The following is an 18,135-nucleotide window of genomic DNA, read 5'->3' as shown; positions in this document are numbered from 1 at the left end:
ATGGCGTGGAATCAGCCCGGAAATAACGGACAAGATAACGATCCATGGGGAAGTAATAACAAAAAACCTTCCAATTCAACAAATGATATATTGGATAAAATTAAAGATTTTCTAAAAAAAGGTAATTTAGGCAATAACAATGGTGGTTCATCAAAAACTAAATTACCGATGAGTCCATCAAAAATTATTGCTATAGCATTTATTGCTATAATTTTTATCTGGGGTCTAAGTGGATTTTATACCATTAACCAAAGTCAGAGAGGGGTGATTACCCGCTTTGGTCAAGTTCAACCTGAAATTGTTCAACCTGGATTAAATTGGAAACCTACCTTAATCGATAAAGTCTATGTTGTAGACACCCAAGGTACTCGAAATTTCAATGTTCAAGGCTTTATTGTTACTACAGGTGAAAACCTTGTCTTTGTTGAGATGAATGTACAGTATCGTATCAGCAACCCATTAAAATATTTATTCAATGTTACTAATGTTGAAGATAGCCTACGCCAAGCTGCAGATAGTGCTCTTCGAACCGCTGTGGGTAGCTCTAATATTGATGCTATCATTTCCGATGGTCGTTCAATTCTTGAAAGTAGCACCAGAGACGAACTTGTTAATGTAATAACCCATTATGATATGGGAATTAATATTGTTGATTTAAACTTCCAAGTGGCTCGTCCACCGGATGAGGTTCAAGATGCCTATGATGATGCAATTCGTGCTCAAGGCGATAGTGAGCGTGAAATCAAACAAGCAGAAGCTGATAAAGTTCAATTAGTTCAGCAAGCTGAAGGTAAATCGGCAAGAATTTTAGCTGATGCTAATGCCTATAAAGTTCGAGTAGAACTTGAAGCGGCAGGTGATGTTGCACGTTTTGAACAAATTTTACCGCAATATAAAGCAGCTCCTGAAATAACTAAAGAGCGTTTATATATTGAAACGATGGAAAAAATATTAGAGAAAACTAATAAAGTCATCGTTAGTGATAAAAGCGGTAATTTAATGGTGTTACCATTAGAACAATTATTAAAAAATAAAAGCGAAAAAGTATCTACACCAACTGTAAATCAAAATAGTGACTATAATTTTAATATGCCAAGTTCTTCTGAAGCGATAAAAAGTATACCTCAAACAGCAAGTGAATCACAAAAAAGTGCCACAACAAGTAACAGTAGTTCTACTGGTAACACAGCAAGAACTATGCGAACTATGGGACAATAATAAGGAGAAAGATGAATATGCGTAAATTATTGATTCCTGTTGTTTTAATTTTAATTGGTATGTTCTTTTCCAGCGCTTATGTGATAGAAGAAGGGACACGTGGTGTTGTTTTAAGATTTAATAAAATTATTGGATTATCTAATCCAGGATTACATTTTAAAGTTCCGGGTATGGATAGCATCAAAGTTATTGATGCAAAAATTCAAACAACTAATAGTTCTAATAACAGCAAAGAACAACGATTTTTTAACGTACAAAAGAAAGAATTGATTGTTGATTATTTTGTTCAGTGGAAAATTGTTGATTTTAACCGTTATTATGAAACAGTTGCTGGTGGTAATAATGTTGAAGATTTACTTTTAGCGCGTTTAAATGGTCGTCTAAGAGCTGAAATCGGTAAATTAAGCAATAAAGACATTATTAATGATTCTAACGCTGATACTAAATCACGAAATTCTTTGATGATTCGAGTTAAAGATGCTTTAAATGGCAATCATCAAGACTCAGTTGACTCAGCACCAATTGACAAATTGGTTGCTGACACTCAAAAAGATCCTGAAAGCAATAAAACCAGCTTAAGAGCATTTGGTGTTGAAGTCATTGATGTGCGAATTAAACAGATTAACTTCCCTGCTGAGGTTTCTGGTTCCATTTATGCAAGAATGCGAGCAGAACGTGAAGTTATTGCACGTGATAAACGTTTTGAAGGTGTTAGAAAAGCTGAGGAAACAAGAGCAACAGCTACACTTGAAGCAACCAAAATATTATCAGAAGCAGAGCGTCAATCTCGTATTATCCGCGGTGAAGGTGATGCTAATGCGGCAAAACTATACGCTGATGCCTTTGGCAAAGATATGGTGTTTTTTAGTTTTATTCGTAGTTTAAAAGCGTATGAACAAAGCTTTACAGGCAATGATGTGATGGTCATTAGTCCTGATAGTGAGTTTTTCCAGTATATGAAATTGAAATCAAATAAATAACAGAATGAGTAAACAGTCTATGAGTAATAATGTTGTTGTGTTAGGTACACAATGGGGTGATGAAGGCAAAGGTAAAGTTGTCGATTTACTTACTGAAAAAGCAAAATATGTTGTTCGTTATCAAGGCGGACATAATGCAGGTCACACATTAGTTATTAATGGTGAAAAAACTGTACTACACTTAATTCCATCAGGAATTCTGCATAATAATGTTATTAGTATTATTGCTAATGGCGTAGTGCTTTGCCCTGATGCTTTAATGAAAGAGATGAAAGAACTTGAAACTAGAGGCATCCCCGTTAAAGAAAGACTACTCATCTCTGAATCGTGCCCATTAATTTTGCCTTATCATATTGCATTAGATCAAGCTCGAGAAAAAGCTCGTGGTAATAAAGCTATTGGTACTACCGGTCGCGGCATTGGACCTGCTTATGAAGATAAGGTTGCGCGTCGTGGACTTCGTGTCGGAGATTTGCTTGATAGAGCGGTATTTGCTGAAAAATTAAAAGAAGTGATGGAATACCACAACTTTCAATTAGTTAATTACTATAAAGCCGATGCTGTTGATTATCAGAAAGTTCTTGATGACACATTAGCGATTGCCGATACTTTAGTGTCTATGATTGCCGATATTCCTGCTCTTTTAGAAGATGCACGAAAAAAAGGCGAAAAAATTATGTTCGAAGGAGCGCAAGGTACATTACTTGATATTGATCATGGTACTTATCCTTACGTGACCTCTTCTAATACAACCGCGGGTGGAGTAGCAACTGGTTCTGGTTTTGGTCCTCGTTATGTTGGTTATGTATTAGGGATTGTTAAAGCCTACTCTACACGAGTTGGGGCAGGACCTTTCCCTACAGAATTATTCGATGAAACGGGTGAATACCTTTGTAAACAAGGGAATGAATTCGGTGCAACAACAGGTCGTCGTCGTCGTACTGGATGGTTAGATGCGGTTGCTGTTCGAAAAGCGGTACAACTTAATTCTGTTTCTGGATTTTGTCTAACAAAACTGGATGTACTCGATGGTCTTAAAGAAGTTAAAATTTGTGTAGGCTATCAATTACCAAATGGTGATGTAATAAAAAATGCACCAGCAGCAGCTGAAGATTGGAGTTTAGTAAAACCAGTTTATGAATCAATGCCTGGTTGGAGTGAATCAACATTTGGAATTAAGAACTATGATGCACTACCACAAGCTGCAAAAGCCTATATCAAACGAATTGAAGAATTAACGGAAACACCAGTTGATATTATTTCAACAGGTCCGGATCGTAGTGAAACCATGATTTTACGAGATCCATATTCAGTATAATTTTAAATTAATAAAAATCGGGATAATTATCCCGATTTTTTATTTTAAGCTAATTAACAAAGTATAATGATTAAACCTATAAGAGGATATTATGACAAAAATAGGGACACCATTATCACCTAGTGCAACAAAAGTTTTACTTTGTGGCGCTGGAGAACTAGCTAAAGAAGTTGTGATTGAATTACAACGATTAGGTTGCGAAGTTATTGCTGTTGATCGTTATGCTAATGCTCCTGCGATGCAAGTTGCACATCGTTATCATATAATCAATATGTTAGATGGTGATGAACTAAGAAACGTCATTGAAACTGAAAAACCTGATTATATTGTTCCTGAAATAGAAGCAATTGCCACTGATACCTTAGTTGAGATGGAAAAAAAAGGTTTTACTGTAATCCCAACGGCCAAAGCCACTCAATTAACAATGAATCGTGAAGGCATACGTCGCCTTGCGGCTGAAAAATTAAAGTTACCGACTTCACCTTATCGTTTCGCTGCAAATAAAACAGAATTTAAACAAGCGGTAACAGAGATCGGTTTTCCTTGTTTTGTCAAACCAATTATGAGTTCTTCTGGTAAAGGTCAATCATTATTACGTAGTGAAGTCGATATTGATTCCTCATGGACCTATGCTCAAGAAGGCGGTCGAGCTGGTGAGGGAAAAGTAATAATAGAAGGCTTTGTGGATTTTGATTACGAAATTACCTTACTTACTGTAAAACATATCAATGGTATTTCATTCTGTGAACCTATCGGTCATCGTCAAGAAAAAGGGGATTATCGAGAATCTTGGCAACCACAACAAATGTCTAATCAAGCTTTAAATCTAGCAAAAGAAATTGCGACGAAAATAACTGAAGCGCTAGGAGGACGAGGTTTATTTGGTGTGGAATTGTTTGTAAAAGGTGATCAAGTTTGGTTTAGTGAGGTTTCCCCTCGTCCACATGACACAGGTTTGGTGACATTAATATCTCAAAACTTGTCCGAATTTGCATTGCACGCCAGAGCTATATTGGGATTACCTATTCCTAATATTGAACAATACGGATCTGCAGCTTCAGCAGTGATTTTAGTAAATGGTTCTTCAAAACAAGTTACATTTGCTAATTTAGAAAAAGCATTACAAGAACCACATACTGATATACGTTTATTTGGTAAACCTGAAGTAGAGGGTGTAAGACGAATGGGAGTCGCATTGGCGAAAGCCGAAACGAATTCCGAAGCGGTAAATAAAGCAGTAAATGCAGTTAAACAACTCAAAATAACGCTATAACGCACTGTTTTGAATAAAAAGCAATCAATCAATTCAAAAATAGCAAAATTTCTAAAATAGGGGTTGACGAGTGCAAGTGAAGTGAGTAACATACGCAACCCTTGAGACAGCAAACTAAATAACAAAACATTTAGTTAACTTAAAAAGCTGTCAGCTCTTTAAAAAGAAGAAACAGACAATCTGTGTGGGCACTTGCGAGACGAAAGATTAAAAGTCTACGGACTAAAAAAATTAAGTCTTGATAAGTGACACTGAAGATTCATTTGAATATGTCAGAGACAGTTATTGAGCATCAAACTTTAAATTGAAGAGTTTGATCATGGCTCAGATTGAACGCTGGCGGCAGGCTTAACACATGCAAGTCGAACGGTAACATGAGTGCTTGCACTTGATGACGAGTGGCGGACGGGTGAGTAAAGTATGGGGATCTGCCGAATGGAGGGGGACAACAGTTGGAAACGACTGCTAATACCGCATAAAGTTGAGAGACCAAAGCGTGGGACTTACGGGCCATGCGCCATTCGATGAACCCATATGGGATTAGCTAGTTGGTAGGGTAATGGCTTACCAAGGCGACGATCTCTAGCTGGTCTGAGAGGATGACCAGCCACACTGGAACTGAGACACGGTCCAGACTCCTACGGGAGGCAGCAGTGGGGAATATTGCACAATGGGGGGAACCCTGATGCAGCCATGCCGCGTGTATGAAGAAGGCCTTCGGGTTGTAAAGTACTTTCGGTGATGAGGAAGGTGATGTATCTAATAGGTGCATCAATTGACGTTAATTACAGAAGAAGCACCGGCTAACTCCGTGCCAGCAGCCGCGGTAATACGGAGGGTGCGAGCGTTAATCGGAATGACTGGGCGTAAAGGGCATGTAGGCGGATAATTAAGTTAGGTGTGAAAGCCCTGGGCTCAACCTAGGAATTGCACTTAAAACTGGTTAACTAGAGTATTGTAGAGGAAGGTAGAATTCCACGTGTAGCGGTGAAATGCGTAGAGATGTGGAGGAATACCGGTGGCGAAGGCGGCCTTCTGGACAGATACTGACGCTGAGATGCGAAAGCGTGGGGAGCAAACAGGATTAGATACCCTGGTAGTCCACGCTGTAAACGATGTCGATTTGGAGTTTGTTGCCTAGAGTGATGGGCTCCGAAGCTAACGCGATAAATCGACCGCCTGGGGAGTACGGCCGCAAGGTTAAAACTCAAATGAATTGACGGGGGCCCGCACAAGCGGTGGAGCATGTGGTTTAATTCGATGCAACGCGAAGAACCTTACCTGGTCTTGACATCCACAGAATCTTGCAGAGATGCGAGAGTGCCTTCGGGAACTGTGAGACAGGTGCTGCATGGCTGTCGTCAGCTCGTGTTGTGAAATGTTGGGTTAAGTCCCGCAACGAGCGCAACCCTTATCCTTTGTTGCCATTGGTTCGGCCGGGAACTCAAAGGAGACTGCCGTTGATAAAGCGGAGGAAGGTGGGGACGACGTCAAGTCATCATGGCCCTTACGACCAGGGCTACACACGTGCTACAATGGCGTATACAAAGGGAGGCGACCTCGCGAGAGCAAGCGGACCTCATAAAGTACGTCTAAGTCCGGATTGGAGTCTGCAACTCGACTCCATGAAGTCGGAATCGCTAGTAATCGTGAATCAGAATGTCACGGTGAATACGTTCCCGGGCCTTGTACACACCGCCCGTCACACCATGGGAGTGGGTTGCACCAGAAGTAGATAGCTTAACTTTCGAGAGGGCGTTTACCACGGTGTGGTCCATGACTGGGGTGAAGTCGTAACAAGGTAACCGTAGGGGAACCTGCGGTTGGATCACCTCCTTACGAAGCGCTCGTAAGTGTTCACACAGATTGTTTGTTAAGAAAAGAGTCACTTTATTGGGTCTGTAGCTCAGGTGGTTAGAGCGCACCCCTGATAAGGGTGAGGTCGGTGGTTCAAGTCCACTCAGACCCACCAATTCAACTTAATTTTTGCTGATTTTGGCTTTAACGGGTTGAAGAAGTGAAATAAAATGGGGCTATAGCTCAGCTGGGAGAGCGCCTGCCTTGCACGCAGGAGGCCAGCGGTTCGATCCCGCTTAGCTCCACCATTAAAGAAGTCTCTTTTTGAATTAAATTATGTTTGTATTTACTTGAAGTCGCGAGATGGGAAAGTGAATAGAAGTATAAAGCTCTTTAACAATTAGGAACAAGCTGAAAGAAACGAGTTCTCGTTTTTATGTTGAGCTGATGTATGAAGATATGTTGGTTTGGTATAAGAAAGAGAAAAAAGCGTAATGAAAACCAAGACAACTGTGAGTTGTAAGGTTAAGAAATTAAGCGTACACGGTGGATGCCTAGGCAATCAGAGGCGATGAAGGACGTGTTAATCTGCGAAAAGCAACGGTGAGTCGATAAAAGGCGCTATACCCGTTGATGTCCGAATGGGGAAACCCAGTGCAGGCGACTGCACTATCATCTGATGAATCCATAGTCAGATGAGGCGAACCGGGAGAACTGAAACATCTAAGTACCCCGAGGAAAAGAAATCAACCGAGATTCCCTGAGTAGCGGCGAGCGAAAGGGGAGTAGCCCAAGCGGGTAGCATGATGTATTAATGGAAGCGTCTGGAAAGTCGCACGATAGAGGGTGAAAGTCCCGTACATGAAAATGCGTTATGTGGAAGCTTATAGAGTAGGGCGGGACACGTGATATCCTGTCTGAAGAAGGGGGGACCATCCTCCAAGGCTAAATACTCCTGATTGACCGATAGTGAACCAGTACCGTGAGGGAAAGGCGAAAAGAACCCCGGGAGGGGAGTGAAATAGACCCTGAAACCGTGTACGTACAATCAGTGGGAGCTGTTACCGTTGGGTAATAGTGACTGCGTACCTTTTGTATAATGGGTCAGCGACTTATATTCTGTAGCGAGGTTAACCGAATAGGGGAGCCGAAGGGAAACCGAGTATTAACTGTGCGTTAAGTTGCAGGGTATAGACCCGAAACCCGGTGATCTAGCCATGGGCAGGTTGAAGGTTGGTTAACACTAACTGGAGGACCGAACCGACTAATGTTGAAAAATTAGCGGATGACCTGTGGCTGGGGGTGAAAGGCCAATCAAACCGGGAGATAGCTGGTTCTCCCCGAAAGCTATTTAGGTAGCGCCTCATGAGTAACTGTTGGGGGTAGAGCACTGTTTCGGCTAGGGGGCCATCCCGGCTTACCAACCCGATGCAAACTACGAATACTGACAAGTTTAATCATGGGAGACACACGGCGGGTGCTAACGTTCGTCGTGAAGAGGGAAACAACCCAGACCGCCAGCTAAGGTCCCGAAGTCATAGTTAAGTGGGAAACGAAGTGGGAAGGCTTAGACAGCTAGGATGTTGGCTTAGAAGCAGCCATCATTTAAAGAAAGCGTAATAGCTCACTAGTCGAGTCGGCCTGCGCGGAAGATGTAACGGGGCTAAAACTATGCACCGAAGCTGCGGCAGCGCACGCAAGTGTGTTGGGTAGGGGAGCGTTCTGTAAGCCGTTGAAGGTATATTGTGAGGTATGCTGGAGGTATCAGAAGTGCGAATGCTGACATAAGTAACGATAAAGCGGGTGAAAAGCCCGCTCGCCGGAAGACCAAGGGTTCCTGTCCAACGTTAATCGGGGCAGGGTGAGTCGACCCCTAAGGAGAGGCCGAAGGGCGTATCTGATGGGAAACGGGTTAATATTCCCGTACTGGCTATAACTGCGATGGGGGGACGAAGAAGGCTAGGTTTACCACCTATTGGATGGTGGGTTAAGCGTGTAGGGGTGTGATTAGGCAAATCCGGTCACTGAGACCCTGAGGCGTGATGACGAGCTACTAAGGTAGTGAAGTAATTGATGCCCTGCTTCCAGGAAAATCCTCTAAGCTTCAGGTTATAGTTAATCGTACCCGAAACCGACACAGGTGGTCAGGTAGAGAATACTAAGGCGCTTGAGAGAACTCGGGTGAAGGAACTAGGCAAAATGGTGCCGTAACTTCGGGAGAAGGCACGCTGATTGTAATTGAAGTCCCGTGCGGACGGAGGTGAACTCAGTCGAAGATACCAGCTGGCTGCAACTGTTTAATAAAAACACAGCACTGTGCAAACACGAAAGTGGACGTATACGGTGTGACGCCTGCCCGGTGCTGGAAGGTTAATTGATGGGGTTATGCGTAAGCAGAAGCTCTTGATCGAAGCCCCAGTAAACGGCGGCCGTAACTATAACGGTCCTAAGGTAGCGAAATTCCTTGTCGGGTAAGTTCCGACCTGCACGAATGGCGTAATGATGGCCAGGCTGTCTCCACCCGAGACTCAGTGAAATTGAAATTGCCGTGAAGATGCGGTGTACCCGTGGCAAGACGGAAAGACCCCGTGAACCTTTACTATAGCTTGACAGTGAACATTGAGCCTTAATGTGTAGGATAGGTGGGAGACTAAGAAGTGTGTACGCCAGTATGCATGGAGTCGACCTTGAAATACCACCCTTTAATGTTTGATGTTCTAACCTATACTTCTGAATCGAGGTAAGGGACACTGTCTGGTGGGTAGTTTGACTGGGGCGGTCTCCTCCCAAAGAGTAACGGAGGAGCACGAAGGTTAGCTAATCCTGGTCGGACATCAGGAGGTTAGTGCAATGGCAAAAGCTAGCTTGACTGCGAGAGTGACGGCTCGAGCAGGTACGAAAGTAGGTCATAGTGATCCGGTGGTTCTGAATGGAAGGGCCATCGCTCAACGGATAAAAGGTACTCCGGGGATAACAGGCTGATACCGCCCAAGAGTTCATATCGACGGCGGTGTTTGGCACCTCGATGTCGGCTCATCACATCCTGGGGCTGAAGTAGGTCCCAAGGGTACGGCTGTTCGCCGTTTAAAGTGGTACGCGAGCTGGGTTTAGAACGTCGTGAGACAGTTCGGTCCCTATCTGCCATGGGCGTAGGAAAATTGAGAGGGTTTGCTTCTAGTACGAGAGGACCGAAGTGAACGCACCGCTGGTGTTCGGGTTGTGATGCCAATTGCATTGCCCGGTAGCTACGTGCGGAATAGATAAGTGCTGAAAGCATCTAAGTACGAAACTAGCCTCGAGATGAGTTTTCCCTGATGAGAGTCAGTAAGGTCCGTTTGAGACTAAGACGTAGATAGGTCAGGTGTGTAAGTGTAGTGATACATTGAGCTAACTGATACTAATGAACCGAGAGTCTTAACCTTACAACTCGGAGTTGTTTTGGATACGCGAGTAATTGATTATGAGATAATCGAACAGTTTGTTCCGGATTGAGAGATGAGTGCAGATGTGAGATAATGCACTGATTGAGAGAAAGAGAAGACAGGATATGTCTGGCGGTAATAGCGCGGTGGTCCCACCTGACCCCATGCCGAACTCAGAAGTGAAACGCCGAAGTGCCGATGGTAGTGTGGGTATTACCCATGTGAGAGTAGGGAGCCGCCAGACTTTTAAATATAGAGAGAGCCCAGCAGGAATGCTGGGCTTTTTTGCATATAGAGATTATAAAACTGACTAAAATTTATATAATTTAGTATATGGCTAAATAATAATTCATTTAGTGTATAATAAGTTTAGCATGATATTGAAACTAAAGTTAAAGCAGGATGAGATGCACTCATTAATAGCCTTTAATAAACCCTTTAATGTCACAACTCAGTTTTCACCTCATGAAAAGTATCAGACATTAAAAGATTTTATAAAATTACCAAAATTTTATCCGGCTGGACGTTTAGATACCGATAGCGAAGGATTGTTATTATTAACAAATGATGGTAAATTACAAGCTAAAATCAGCTCACCAAAATTTAAATTGCCAAAAACCTACTGGGTACAAGTTGAAGGTTCAATTAACCAACAAGCGATAAATGAACTAAGAAAAGGTATTCAGTTAAAGGAATTTTATACAGCGCCAGCTATAGTAGATTTTCTAGATGAGCCATTGTTCCTATGGAAAAGAGTTCCTCCTATTCGCGAACGTAAAACAATACCCACATCATGGATAAGCATTACTATCACTGAAGGAAAGAATCGCCAAGTTAGGCGAATGTGTGCAGCAGTGGGTTTTCCTTGTTTACGACTAATTAGAGTTCAAATTGGCAAATATAATTTATTTACTCACCAATTACCATTAGGTGAATGGTGTCATATTAAAACTTCGGATCTTTATTGATAATTATTTTTAATTATTCTTTATAGATAACGTATCATTCATTTTATAATTTAATAAAATGAGCAAAATAGATTAATAATGTTATTCCTTTTATTTGAATACATTGGGCTTTATTTTAAAATAATATAAAATGATCACTTATGATTGTCATGGGATAAACAATTTATGGTTGAACAAAAAAAAGAAGGATTTTTTTCTCGTTTGAAAAAAGGACTTTTTAAAACAAAACAGAATATAGGATCTGGATTCCTTAATTTATTTAGAGGAAAAAAGATCGATGATGCACTATTTGAAGAATTAGAAGAACAATTGCTTATCGCTGATGTAGGTTTTGATACAACACAAAAGATTATTAGTACATTAACTCAACATGCTTCAAGAAAAGAGCTAAAAGATGCAGATGCATTACACGAGCTTTTAAAACAAGAAATGAAATCTATTTTAGACGGGGTCGATAAACCACTTAATATAGATAATCATAAACCATTTGTTATTTTAATGGTTGGTGTTAATGGTGTTGGTAAAACAACAACTATTGGTAAATTAGCTCGTCAGTTTCAACAACAAGGCAAATCAGTTATGCTGGCTGCTGGCGATACTTTTCGTGCTGCAGCTGTAGAACAATTACAAGTGTGGGGTGAACGTAATAATATTCCTGTTATTGCTCAACATACTAATGCGGATTCAGCATCAGTCATTTTTGATGCTATACAAGCAGCAAAAGCCAAAAAAATAGATGTATTAATTGCGGATACAGCAGGTCGTTTACAAAATAAATCTCATTTAATGGATGAATTAAAAAAAATAGTGCGTGTAATTAAAAAGCAAGATGAAACGGCACCACATGAAATTATGTTAACGATTGATGCAGGTACAGGACAAAATGCTATCAGCCAAACAAAATTATTTAATGAGGCGGTTGGTGTTACAGGAATGGCATTAACTAAATTAGATGGAACAGCAAAAGGTGGTATTATTTTTAGCATTGCCGATCAGTTCAATATACCTATTCGTTATATTGGGGTCGGTGAAAAAATTGAAGATTTAAGACCTTTTGTTGCCGATGATTTTATTAATGCTCTGTTTGATCAAACAGAAGAGTAAAAAATAATGATCCAATTTCAACGTGTAAGTAAAGTTTATTCTGGCGGGAAACCAGCATTACAAAATATAACCTTTACTTTATTACCCGGAGAAATGGCATTTTTAACCGGTCATTCTGGTGCTGGTAAAAGCACCTTAATGCGACTAATTTGTGGATTAGAAAAAGCGAATGATGGCAAAGTTTTATTAAATGGTATTGATGTTTCAAGTTTAAAACGACAAGAAATGCCATTTTTACGTCGTACCATTGGTATGATTTTTCAAGATCATCAACTACTAATGGATCATACTGTTTATGATAACGTTGCTATTCCATTAATTATTTTAGGAAAATCACCTGAAGAAATTCGTCGACGAGTTTCTGCCTCATTGGATAAAGTTGGATTGTTAAATAAAATGAAATTTTACCCAATACAATTATCTGGTGGTGAGCAACAACGTGTCGGGATTGCTCGAGCAATTGTAAATCATCCTAATGTCCTACTTGCTGATGAACCCACAGGAAATTTGGATGATAAACTTTCGAAAGACATTTTAAAACTATTTGAGGAGTTTAATCAAACTGGGGTAACTGTCTTGATGGCGACTCACAATATGACGCTTATTCGCCACAAACAACATCGTATATTGCATTTAAATCAAGGGCATTTAGAGGTTAAAAATTAATAATGAGCGCTAATATTAAACCGAATAAATCCAATGGAAAAGATAGCAATATTTTTTTTTGTCATTGGAGAAGGCAAATTGGTTATGCTTGGCGTAATACCTTTAATAATTTCACTCAACATATTTTTGCTTCATTACTGACAGTTTTTGTTATTGCGATTTCAATAACATTACCAACGATTAGCTATCTACTTTGGAAAAATGCTAATCACGCTTCGAATCAGTGGTATCCAACGCCAAATTTAACTGTTTACATAAATAAGGAATTAACTTCAACACAAACCACAGAATTAATTTCTAAGTTTAAATCTTATCCTGAGGTTGAAAAAATTGAATATCTTTCCCGAGATCAAACAAAAGAAGAGTTTAAAACGTGGTCTGGATTTGGCAACGCGCTTGATCTTCTGGATGAAAATCCGTTACCAGCAGTAGCAATTATTATTCCAAAAGAAGAAGCAAAACAAACCGCTACATTGCATGCTTTTCAGTCCAAATTACTAGAAATTAAAGGGGTTGATGATGTTCAACTTGACGATAGTTGGTTTACTCGATTAACTGCATTAACCGATATGGTAAAATCCATCGTATGGATAATTTCGATATTTATGATTGGTGCTGTTTCGCTTGTCATAGGAAATAGTATTCGATTAAACATTTTTGCTCGTAGACAAGTTATTGTAGTGATGCAATTAATTGGGGCAACTGAAGGTTTTATATTACGTCCATTTTTGTATAATGGTATATTGATTGGATTTATTAGTGCAATTTTTGCGTTGATTTTATCAGAAATATTTATTTTTCAAATAGATTCAATTATATTACGTGTTTCTGCTATTTTTGGTACAAAATTTATACTTAAAGGACTTTCATGGGACGAAAGTATACTAATTGTATTGTTCTCTATGATTCTTGGTTGGTTTTCTGCACTGGTATCGACTAAGAAATATTTAAAAACGATGCACATTGCTTAATTATTTAAGTATAGTTTTTATTATTAAATTGATAATAAATGTGAACTAAATCACATTTTAGTGGTCTAATATTACAGTTATATTGTTGCCATTATGAATAAGCGACAAAACTAGTTTAAATTAAGGAGGGAGTTAAATGAGTACTGATTTAAAAATGCAAGTAGGTGCTTTAATCCCACAAGGAAATATTGAATCATATCTTCGTATGATTAATACTTATCCAATGTTAACTGCAGAGGAAGAAAAATCATTAGGCGAAAAACTTTATTATCATGATGATGTTGATGCTGCAAAACAATTAATTTTGTCACATTTACGTTTTGTTGCGCACATTGCTCGTGGTTATGCTGGTTATGGTTTACCTCAAGCTGATTTAATTCAAGAAGGTAATATTGGTTTAATGAAAGCGGTACGTCGCTTTAACCCTGAAATGGGGGTTCGCCTGGTTTCATTTGCTGTGCATTGGATAAAAGCTGAAATACATGAATATGTCTTAAAAAATTGGCGTATTGTGAAAGTTGCAACTACAAAAGCACAAAGAAAGTTATTCTTCAATCTAAGAAAAAATAAACAACGTTTAGGTTGGTTTAATAGTGCTGAAGTGGATATGGTTGCTGATGAACTTGGTGTAAGTCGTAAAGATGTTCTAGAGATGGAATCGCGCATGTCAGCACAAGACATGTCATTTGATATTGATAATGATGATGACGACAATTCAATTGTTGCACCAGCACTGTATTTAGAAGATAGTAATTCTGATTTTTCAAAATCAATTGAAAATGACAATTGGGAGAATGATGCAACCGATAAGCTACATGATGCCTTATCTCAATTAGACGAACGTAGCCAAGATATTATTAAAGCGCGTTGGTTAGATGCTGATGATAGTAAATCAACACTGCAAGTATTGGCTGACAAATACAGCGTTTCTGCCGAACGTATTCGCCAACTTGAAAAAAATGCGATGAAAAAACTAAGAATTGCTATAGAAGCATAATTGATTTTTATTAATAATAAATAAGCCCTACTTTGGTTAAAAGTAGGGCTTTTTTTGTAATCTAAATTTAATTTATCTGTTTAATAAATAGGATAATAATAGTTTTTATTATTTTATAATAATAAAAAATTATCGTTTTATTTTAATTTATTGTTGTTTTATGTCTTTGGAAGTGATAAGCTGTGTTTAATTTTTATACATAAGGAAATAAAAATGAATACCAATATCTCTCAATCTCAGTCACGTCTAAATAAATACTGTAAATTAATGGCATTGTTAACTTTTATTCCTATAATAACGATATTAATTGGAATGGTATCTCCTTTATTATTTTATTTTTTTGATATACACAATATTGGTTTAGAATCGGGTGGATATTCCTTTTTTATTGCTCATAGTGCAGATAGCTCTGATATTGACCCAACTAAACTTTCTACATGGCAAGCCGTCTTAGTTACCTTGATTGATACCATTATTATTGCAATTTTAGTTTATGCTTTCTTTCAGCTTAGATTACTTTTTTTAAATTATAGTAAATCGGACTATTTTTCAGTAAGTTCGGCTAATTATTGTTATAAGTTTGGTACAACATTAGTTATTTGGGAAGTTATACAATTAATCACTGATCCGTTATCATCATTAATCTTATCTTTTAATAATGATCTTTCGGAACGTTACATTTCTCTATCATTCACCAGTGAAGATTTAATGTTATTATTTCCGTCAATAAGTATTATGATAGTTGGTCAAATATTGAAAAAAGCATGTCAAATAGCCGAAGAAAATAAGCAGTTTATTTAGCAAGGAGCCAAAAGTGCCAATTATAATAAATTTAGATGTAATGCTGGCTAAACGTAAAGTTAAATCTAAAGATTTAGCGGCTGCCATTGGTATTACTGAACAAAATTTATCTTTACTTAAACAAGGTAAAGTAAAAGGATTTAGGCTAGCAACACTAGAGGCAATCTGTAACTATTTAGATTGCCAACCTGGTGATATATTGGAATATATAAAAGAAGACGTTACGAATTAATCGCTAAACATGCTGCTTCTTGAGCATGTAATAGGGCTGTATCAAAGAAAGGGATGGCGTGATCTTGTTGATTTATTAATAAACCGATCTCAGTACAGCCTAAAATCACCCCTTCAGCACCTTGCTTAACGAGTTTATCAATAATATTGAGGTAAACTTGCTTAGATTCAGGTTTAATTTTCCCAAGGCAAAGTTCATCATAAATAATATTATTGATGATTATTCTATCTTGTTCATCAGGAATTAAAACATTTAAACCTTTTTCGATTAATTTTGATTTATAAAAGTTTTGCTCCATGGTGTACTTGGTACCAAGTAACGCAACAGACTTTATTTTATCTTTGATTAAATATTTGGCGGTCACATCGGCGATATGAATGATCGGAATAGTAATATTTTTTTGAATTTGATCAGCAACCTTATGCATCGTATTAGTACAGATAATAATAAAATTAGCGCCAGCTAGTTCTAATCTTTTAGCCGCATCAGTTAAAATAATCGCGCTTTTATCCCATTCATTATTTGCTTGGCAACTTTCTATTTCTTGAAAATCAACACTGTATAAAAGTGTTTTTGCTGAATGTAAACCACCAAGTGATTTGCTAATAAATTGATTGATGACTTGATAATAAGTTATTGTGCTTTCCCAACTCATCCCTCCAATTAATCCAATTGTTTTCATATTACTCATACCTTATTTTTATGATTACTTGCCACTAAAATCATTATCGTACATTATAATGATTTTATTCAATTTAAATTATTTAATATATTTTATAGTTTATTATTAAAATTATTTTTCGTGAATTATTATATAGATTAGGAATATAAAGCTAATGAAGAAAATCATTAATTATCTCTGTATTATGCCAATAGTTTTTTCAATCTTTTCTTTTCAGGCTTTTGCAGAAACAAAAACTATTCATGTATTAGTCGCCTTATGTGATAACAAATATCAAAAAATAGTACCCGTTCCACAGGCAATTGGTAATGGTCAAGATCCCAAAAATAATCTTTATTGGGGGGCTGCTTATGGTTTTAAAACCTATTTCGCTAAACAAAAAGAGTGGCAAGTAATTAACATTAATAAACCCACATCTGGAAAAATATTAGAAGAGATAATTTATAAACATCGAAATAAGGATGTGTATCTCATTGCTCAAGCATATAATGGAAAATATATTGATAGTACTGTTAATGATTTTTTAGATTATTCGGCTGGTAAAAAAACACAGCAAATTAGACTTAATGATAAAACAGTAATGGCAGGCGGAAATGCCGATCTGGTTATATATATTGGTCATGATTATTTAATGGAATCATCATGGCGTGATTATTTACCTGATAGTTGGCGTTGGAATACATTGTCAAAAACAGAGCAAGAAAAACAAAAATTACGTTACGCTGCGGTATTTGCTTGTAAAAGCCAGAAATATTTTACTCCACCATTATCCCGTTTAGGTATTACACCATTAATTTTAACCTTGCATCGAATGGCGCCAGAAGCTTATAGTGTTCATGCAATGATTAACAGCTGGTTAAATGGTGAATCGAAAGATGAAATAAGGTTTAAAGTAGCAAGTGCTTACAGCCAATATCAAAAGTTAAGCAAACCAGCCTTACACATATTTACCACAGAATATAGCCAATAATATTTTTTCAGTAATTTATTTAATTTATTAATAAAAAAGGTGAATAGATATGTTGAAAACACCAAAAATTGTCATCTTAACCGGTGCAGGTATTTCTGCTGAATCAGGGTTATCGACATTTCGTGCCCAAAATGGTTTATGGGAAGGTTATGATGTTAATGATGTCGCGACTTATGAAGGATATATGCGTAATCCGGTCGCTGTTCATGATTTTTATAATATGTTGCGTAGAAAACTACAAAATCCTGAAGTAAAACCTAATATGGCTCATTTTGCTTTAGCGCAATTAGAACAAAAGTTAGGTTCGGATAATGTATTAATTGTTACCCAAAATGTGGATAACTTGCATGAACAAGCTGGTTCTAAAAATATTATCCATATGCATGGTGAATTATTAAAAGTGCGCAATGAAAAAACAGGACAGATAATCGATTGCTATTACGATGTGAATTATCATGAAAATAAATTAATTCGCCCACATATTGTTTGGTTTGGTGAGATTCCACTACAAATGGAAGAAATTTATAACGCACTTTCACAAACAGACTATTTTATTTCGATTGGTACATCAGGTAATGTTTATCCAGCTGCAGGATTTGTTCAAATAGCTAATCAAGCGGGAGCCAAAACTGTTGAACTTAACTTAGAACCAAGTTTAGGGGAAAATTTATTTGAAACAAAAATTTATGGTCCAGCGAGTAAAATTGTACCAGAGTTTGTTAAAAAATTTATATAA

13 protein-coding genes, 2 tRNA genes, 3 rRNA genes and 1 pseudogene are annotated in these 18,135 nt (G+C 37.9%); 18 read left to right on the top strand and 1 reads right to left on the bottom strand.

From position 1 onward, the window contains the following. The 16 genes and pseudogenes from hflK (at position 1) to AC5LW9_RS01090 (ending at position 15,747) form a co-directional block, all read left to right on the top strand. Complete coding sequence (gene hflK, locus AC5LW9_RS01165; protein ID WP_086326191.1) at positions 1-1,218, top strand: FtsH protease activity modulator HflK; 1,218 nt, start codon at positions 1-3, stop codon at positions 1,216-1,218. A 17-nt stretch (positions 1,219-1,235) separates the two neighbouring features. Continuing rightward, positions 1,236-2,198, top strand: coding sequence for a protease modulator HflC (gene hflC, locus AC5LW9_RS01160; protein ID WP_144092665.1), 963 nt, complete (start codon positions 1,236-1,238; stop codon positions 2,196-2,198). Between the two features lie 19 nt (positions 2,199-2,217). After that, the gene (locus AC5LW9_RS01155) at positions 2,218-3,516 is read left to right on the top strand and encodes an adenylosuccinate synthase (RefSeq protein WP_065602006.1); all 1,299 of its coding nucleotides are present in this window, start codon (positions 2,218-2,220) and stop codon (positions 3,514-3,516) included. Positions 3,517-3,607: 91 nt separating this feature from the next. After that, complete coding sequence (gene purT / locus AC5LW9_RS01150; RefSeq protein ID WP_493456162.1) at positions 3,608-4,789, top strand: formate-dependent phosphoribosylglycinamide formyltransferase; 1,182 nt, start codon at positions 3,608-3,610, stop codon at positions 4,787-4,789. Between the two features lie 301 nt (positions 4,790-5,090). Then, positions 5,091-6,628 (top strand): 16S ribosomal RNA (locus AC5LW9_RS01145). Between the two features lie 56 nt (positions 6,629-6,684). Further along, a tRNA-Ile gene (locus AC5LW9_RS01140) sits at positions 6,685-6,761 on the top strand. Positions 6,762-6,818: 57 nt separating this feature from the next. After that, a tRNA-Ala gene (locus tag AC5LW9_RS01135) sits at positions 6,819-6,894 on the top strand. Between the two features lie 215 nt (positions 6,895-7,109). Then, positions 7,110-10,008: ribosomal RNA gene (locus tag AC5LW9_RS01130) — 23S ribosomal RNA — on the top strand. Positions 10,009-10,136: 128 nt separating this feature from the next. Then, positions 10,137-10,252: ribosomal RNA gene (rrf, locus tag AC5LW9_RS01125) — 5S ribosomal RNA — on the top strand. Together the 16S, 23S and 5S rRNA genes with 2 tRNA genes alongside form the textbook arrangement of a ribosomal RNA operon. 163 nt (positions 10,253-10,415) lie before the next feature. Next, positions 10,416-10,976 (top strand): pseudouridine synthase, encoded by a 561-nt coding sequence (locus AC5LW9_RS01120; RefSeq protein ID WP_493456161.1) that lies wholly within the window; start codon positions 10,416-10,418, stop codon positions 10,974-10,976. Positions 10,977-11,156: 180 nt separating this feature from the next. Beyond that, positions 11,157-12,080: pseudogene (ftsY, locus tag AC5LW9_RS01115) on the top strand (signal recognition particle-docking protein FtsY); the annotation flags it as partial. Between the two features lie 6 nt (positions 12,081-12,086). Next, positions 12,087-12,746: a cell division ATP-binding protein FtsE gene (ftsE, locus tag AC5LW9_RS01110; RefSeq protein ID WP_065738158.1), complete on the top strand. Its 660-nt coding sequence runs from the start codon at positions 12,087-12,089 to the stop codon at positions 12,744-12,746. Between the two features lie 2 nt (positions 12,747-12,748). After that, positions 12,749-13,717: a permease-like cell division protein FtsX gene (ftsX, locus tag AC5LW9_RS01105; protein WP_493456160.1), complete on the top strand. Its 969-nt coding sequence runs from the start codon at positions 12,749-12,751 to the stop codon at positions 13,715-13,717. A gap of 136 nt (positions 13,718-13,853) precedes the next feature. Then, positions 13,854-14,714 (top strand): RNA polymerase sigma factor RpoH, encoded by an 861-nt coding sequence (gene rpoH / locus AC5LW9_RS01100; RefSeq protein ID WP_065738159.1) that lies wholly within the window; start codon positions 13,854-13,856, stop codon positions 14,712-14,714. 213 nt (positions 14,715-14,927) lie between these two features. Further along, positions 14,928-15,515, top strand: a complete 588-nt coding sequence (locus tag AC5LW9_RS01095; RefSeq protein WP_493456159.1) for a DUF2975 domain-containing protein — start codon at positions 14,928-14,930, stop codon at positions 15,513-15,515. Positions 15,516-15,528: 13 nt separating this feature from the next. After that, positions 15,529-15,747 carry a helix-turn-helix domain-containing protein gene (locus tag AC5LW9_RS01090; protein ID WP_065738161.1) on the top strand — a complete coding sequence of 73 codons (219 nt, stop codon included), beginning with the start codon at positions 15,529-15,531 and terminating at the stop codon, positions 15,745-15,747. On the opposite strand, the gene AC5LW9_RS01085 is transcribed toward AC5LW9_RS01090, so the two are convergent. Beyond that, positions 15,737-16,429 carry an aspartate/glutamate racemase family protein gene (locus tag AC5LW9_RS01085; RefSeq protein WP_493456158.1) on the bottom strand — a complete coding sequence of 231 codons (693 nt, stop codon included), beginning with the start codon at positions 16,427-16,429 and terminating at the stop codon, positions 15,737-15,739. The genes AC5LW9_RS01090 and AC5LW9_RS01085 overlap by 11 nt on opposite strands. A 154-nt stretch (positions 16,430-16,583) precedes the next feature. On the opposite strand from AC5LW9_RS01085, the gene AC5LW9_RS01080 reads away from it, so the two are divergent. After that, positions 16,584-17,399, top strand: a complete 816-nt coding sequence (locus tag AC5LW9_RS01080; protein WP_493456157.1) for a hypothetical protein — start codon at positions 16,584-16,586, stop codon at positions 17,397-17,399. Between the two features lie 49 nt (positions 17,400-17,448). Beyond that, complete coding sequence (gene cobB, locus AC5LW9_RS01075; RefSeq protein WP_144092031.1) at positions 17,449-18,135, top strand: Sir2 family NAD+-dependent deacetylase; 687 nt, start codon at positions 17,449-17,451, stop codon at positions 18,133-18,135.

Source organism: Gilliamella sp. LMG 34360 (assembly GCF_984568995.1).
Note: the sequence above shows the minus strand (reverse complement) of the source record. Positions and strands in the feature narration are given on the sequence as shown.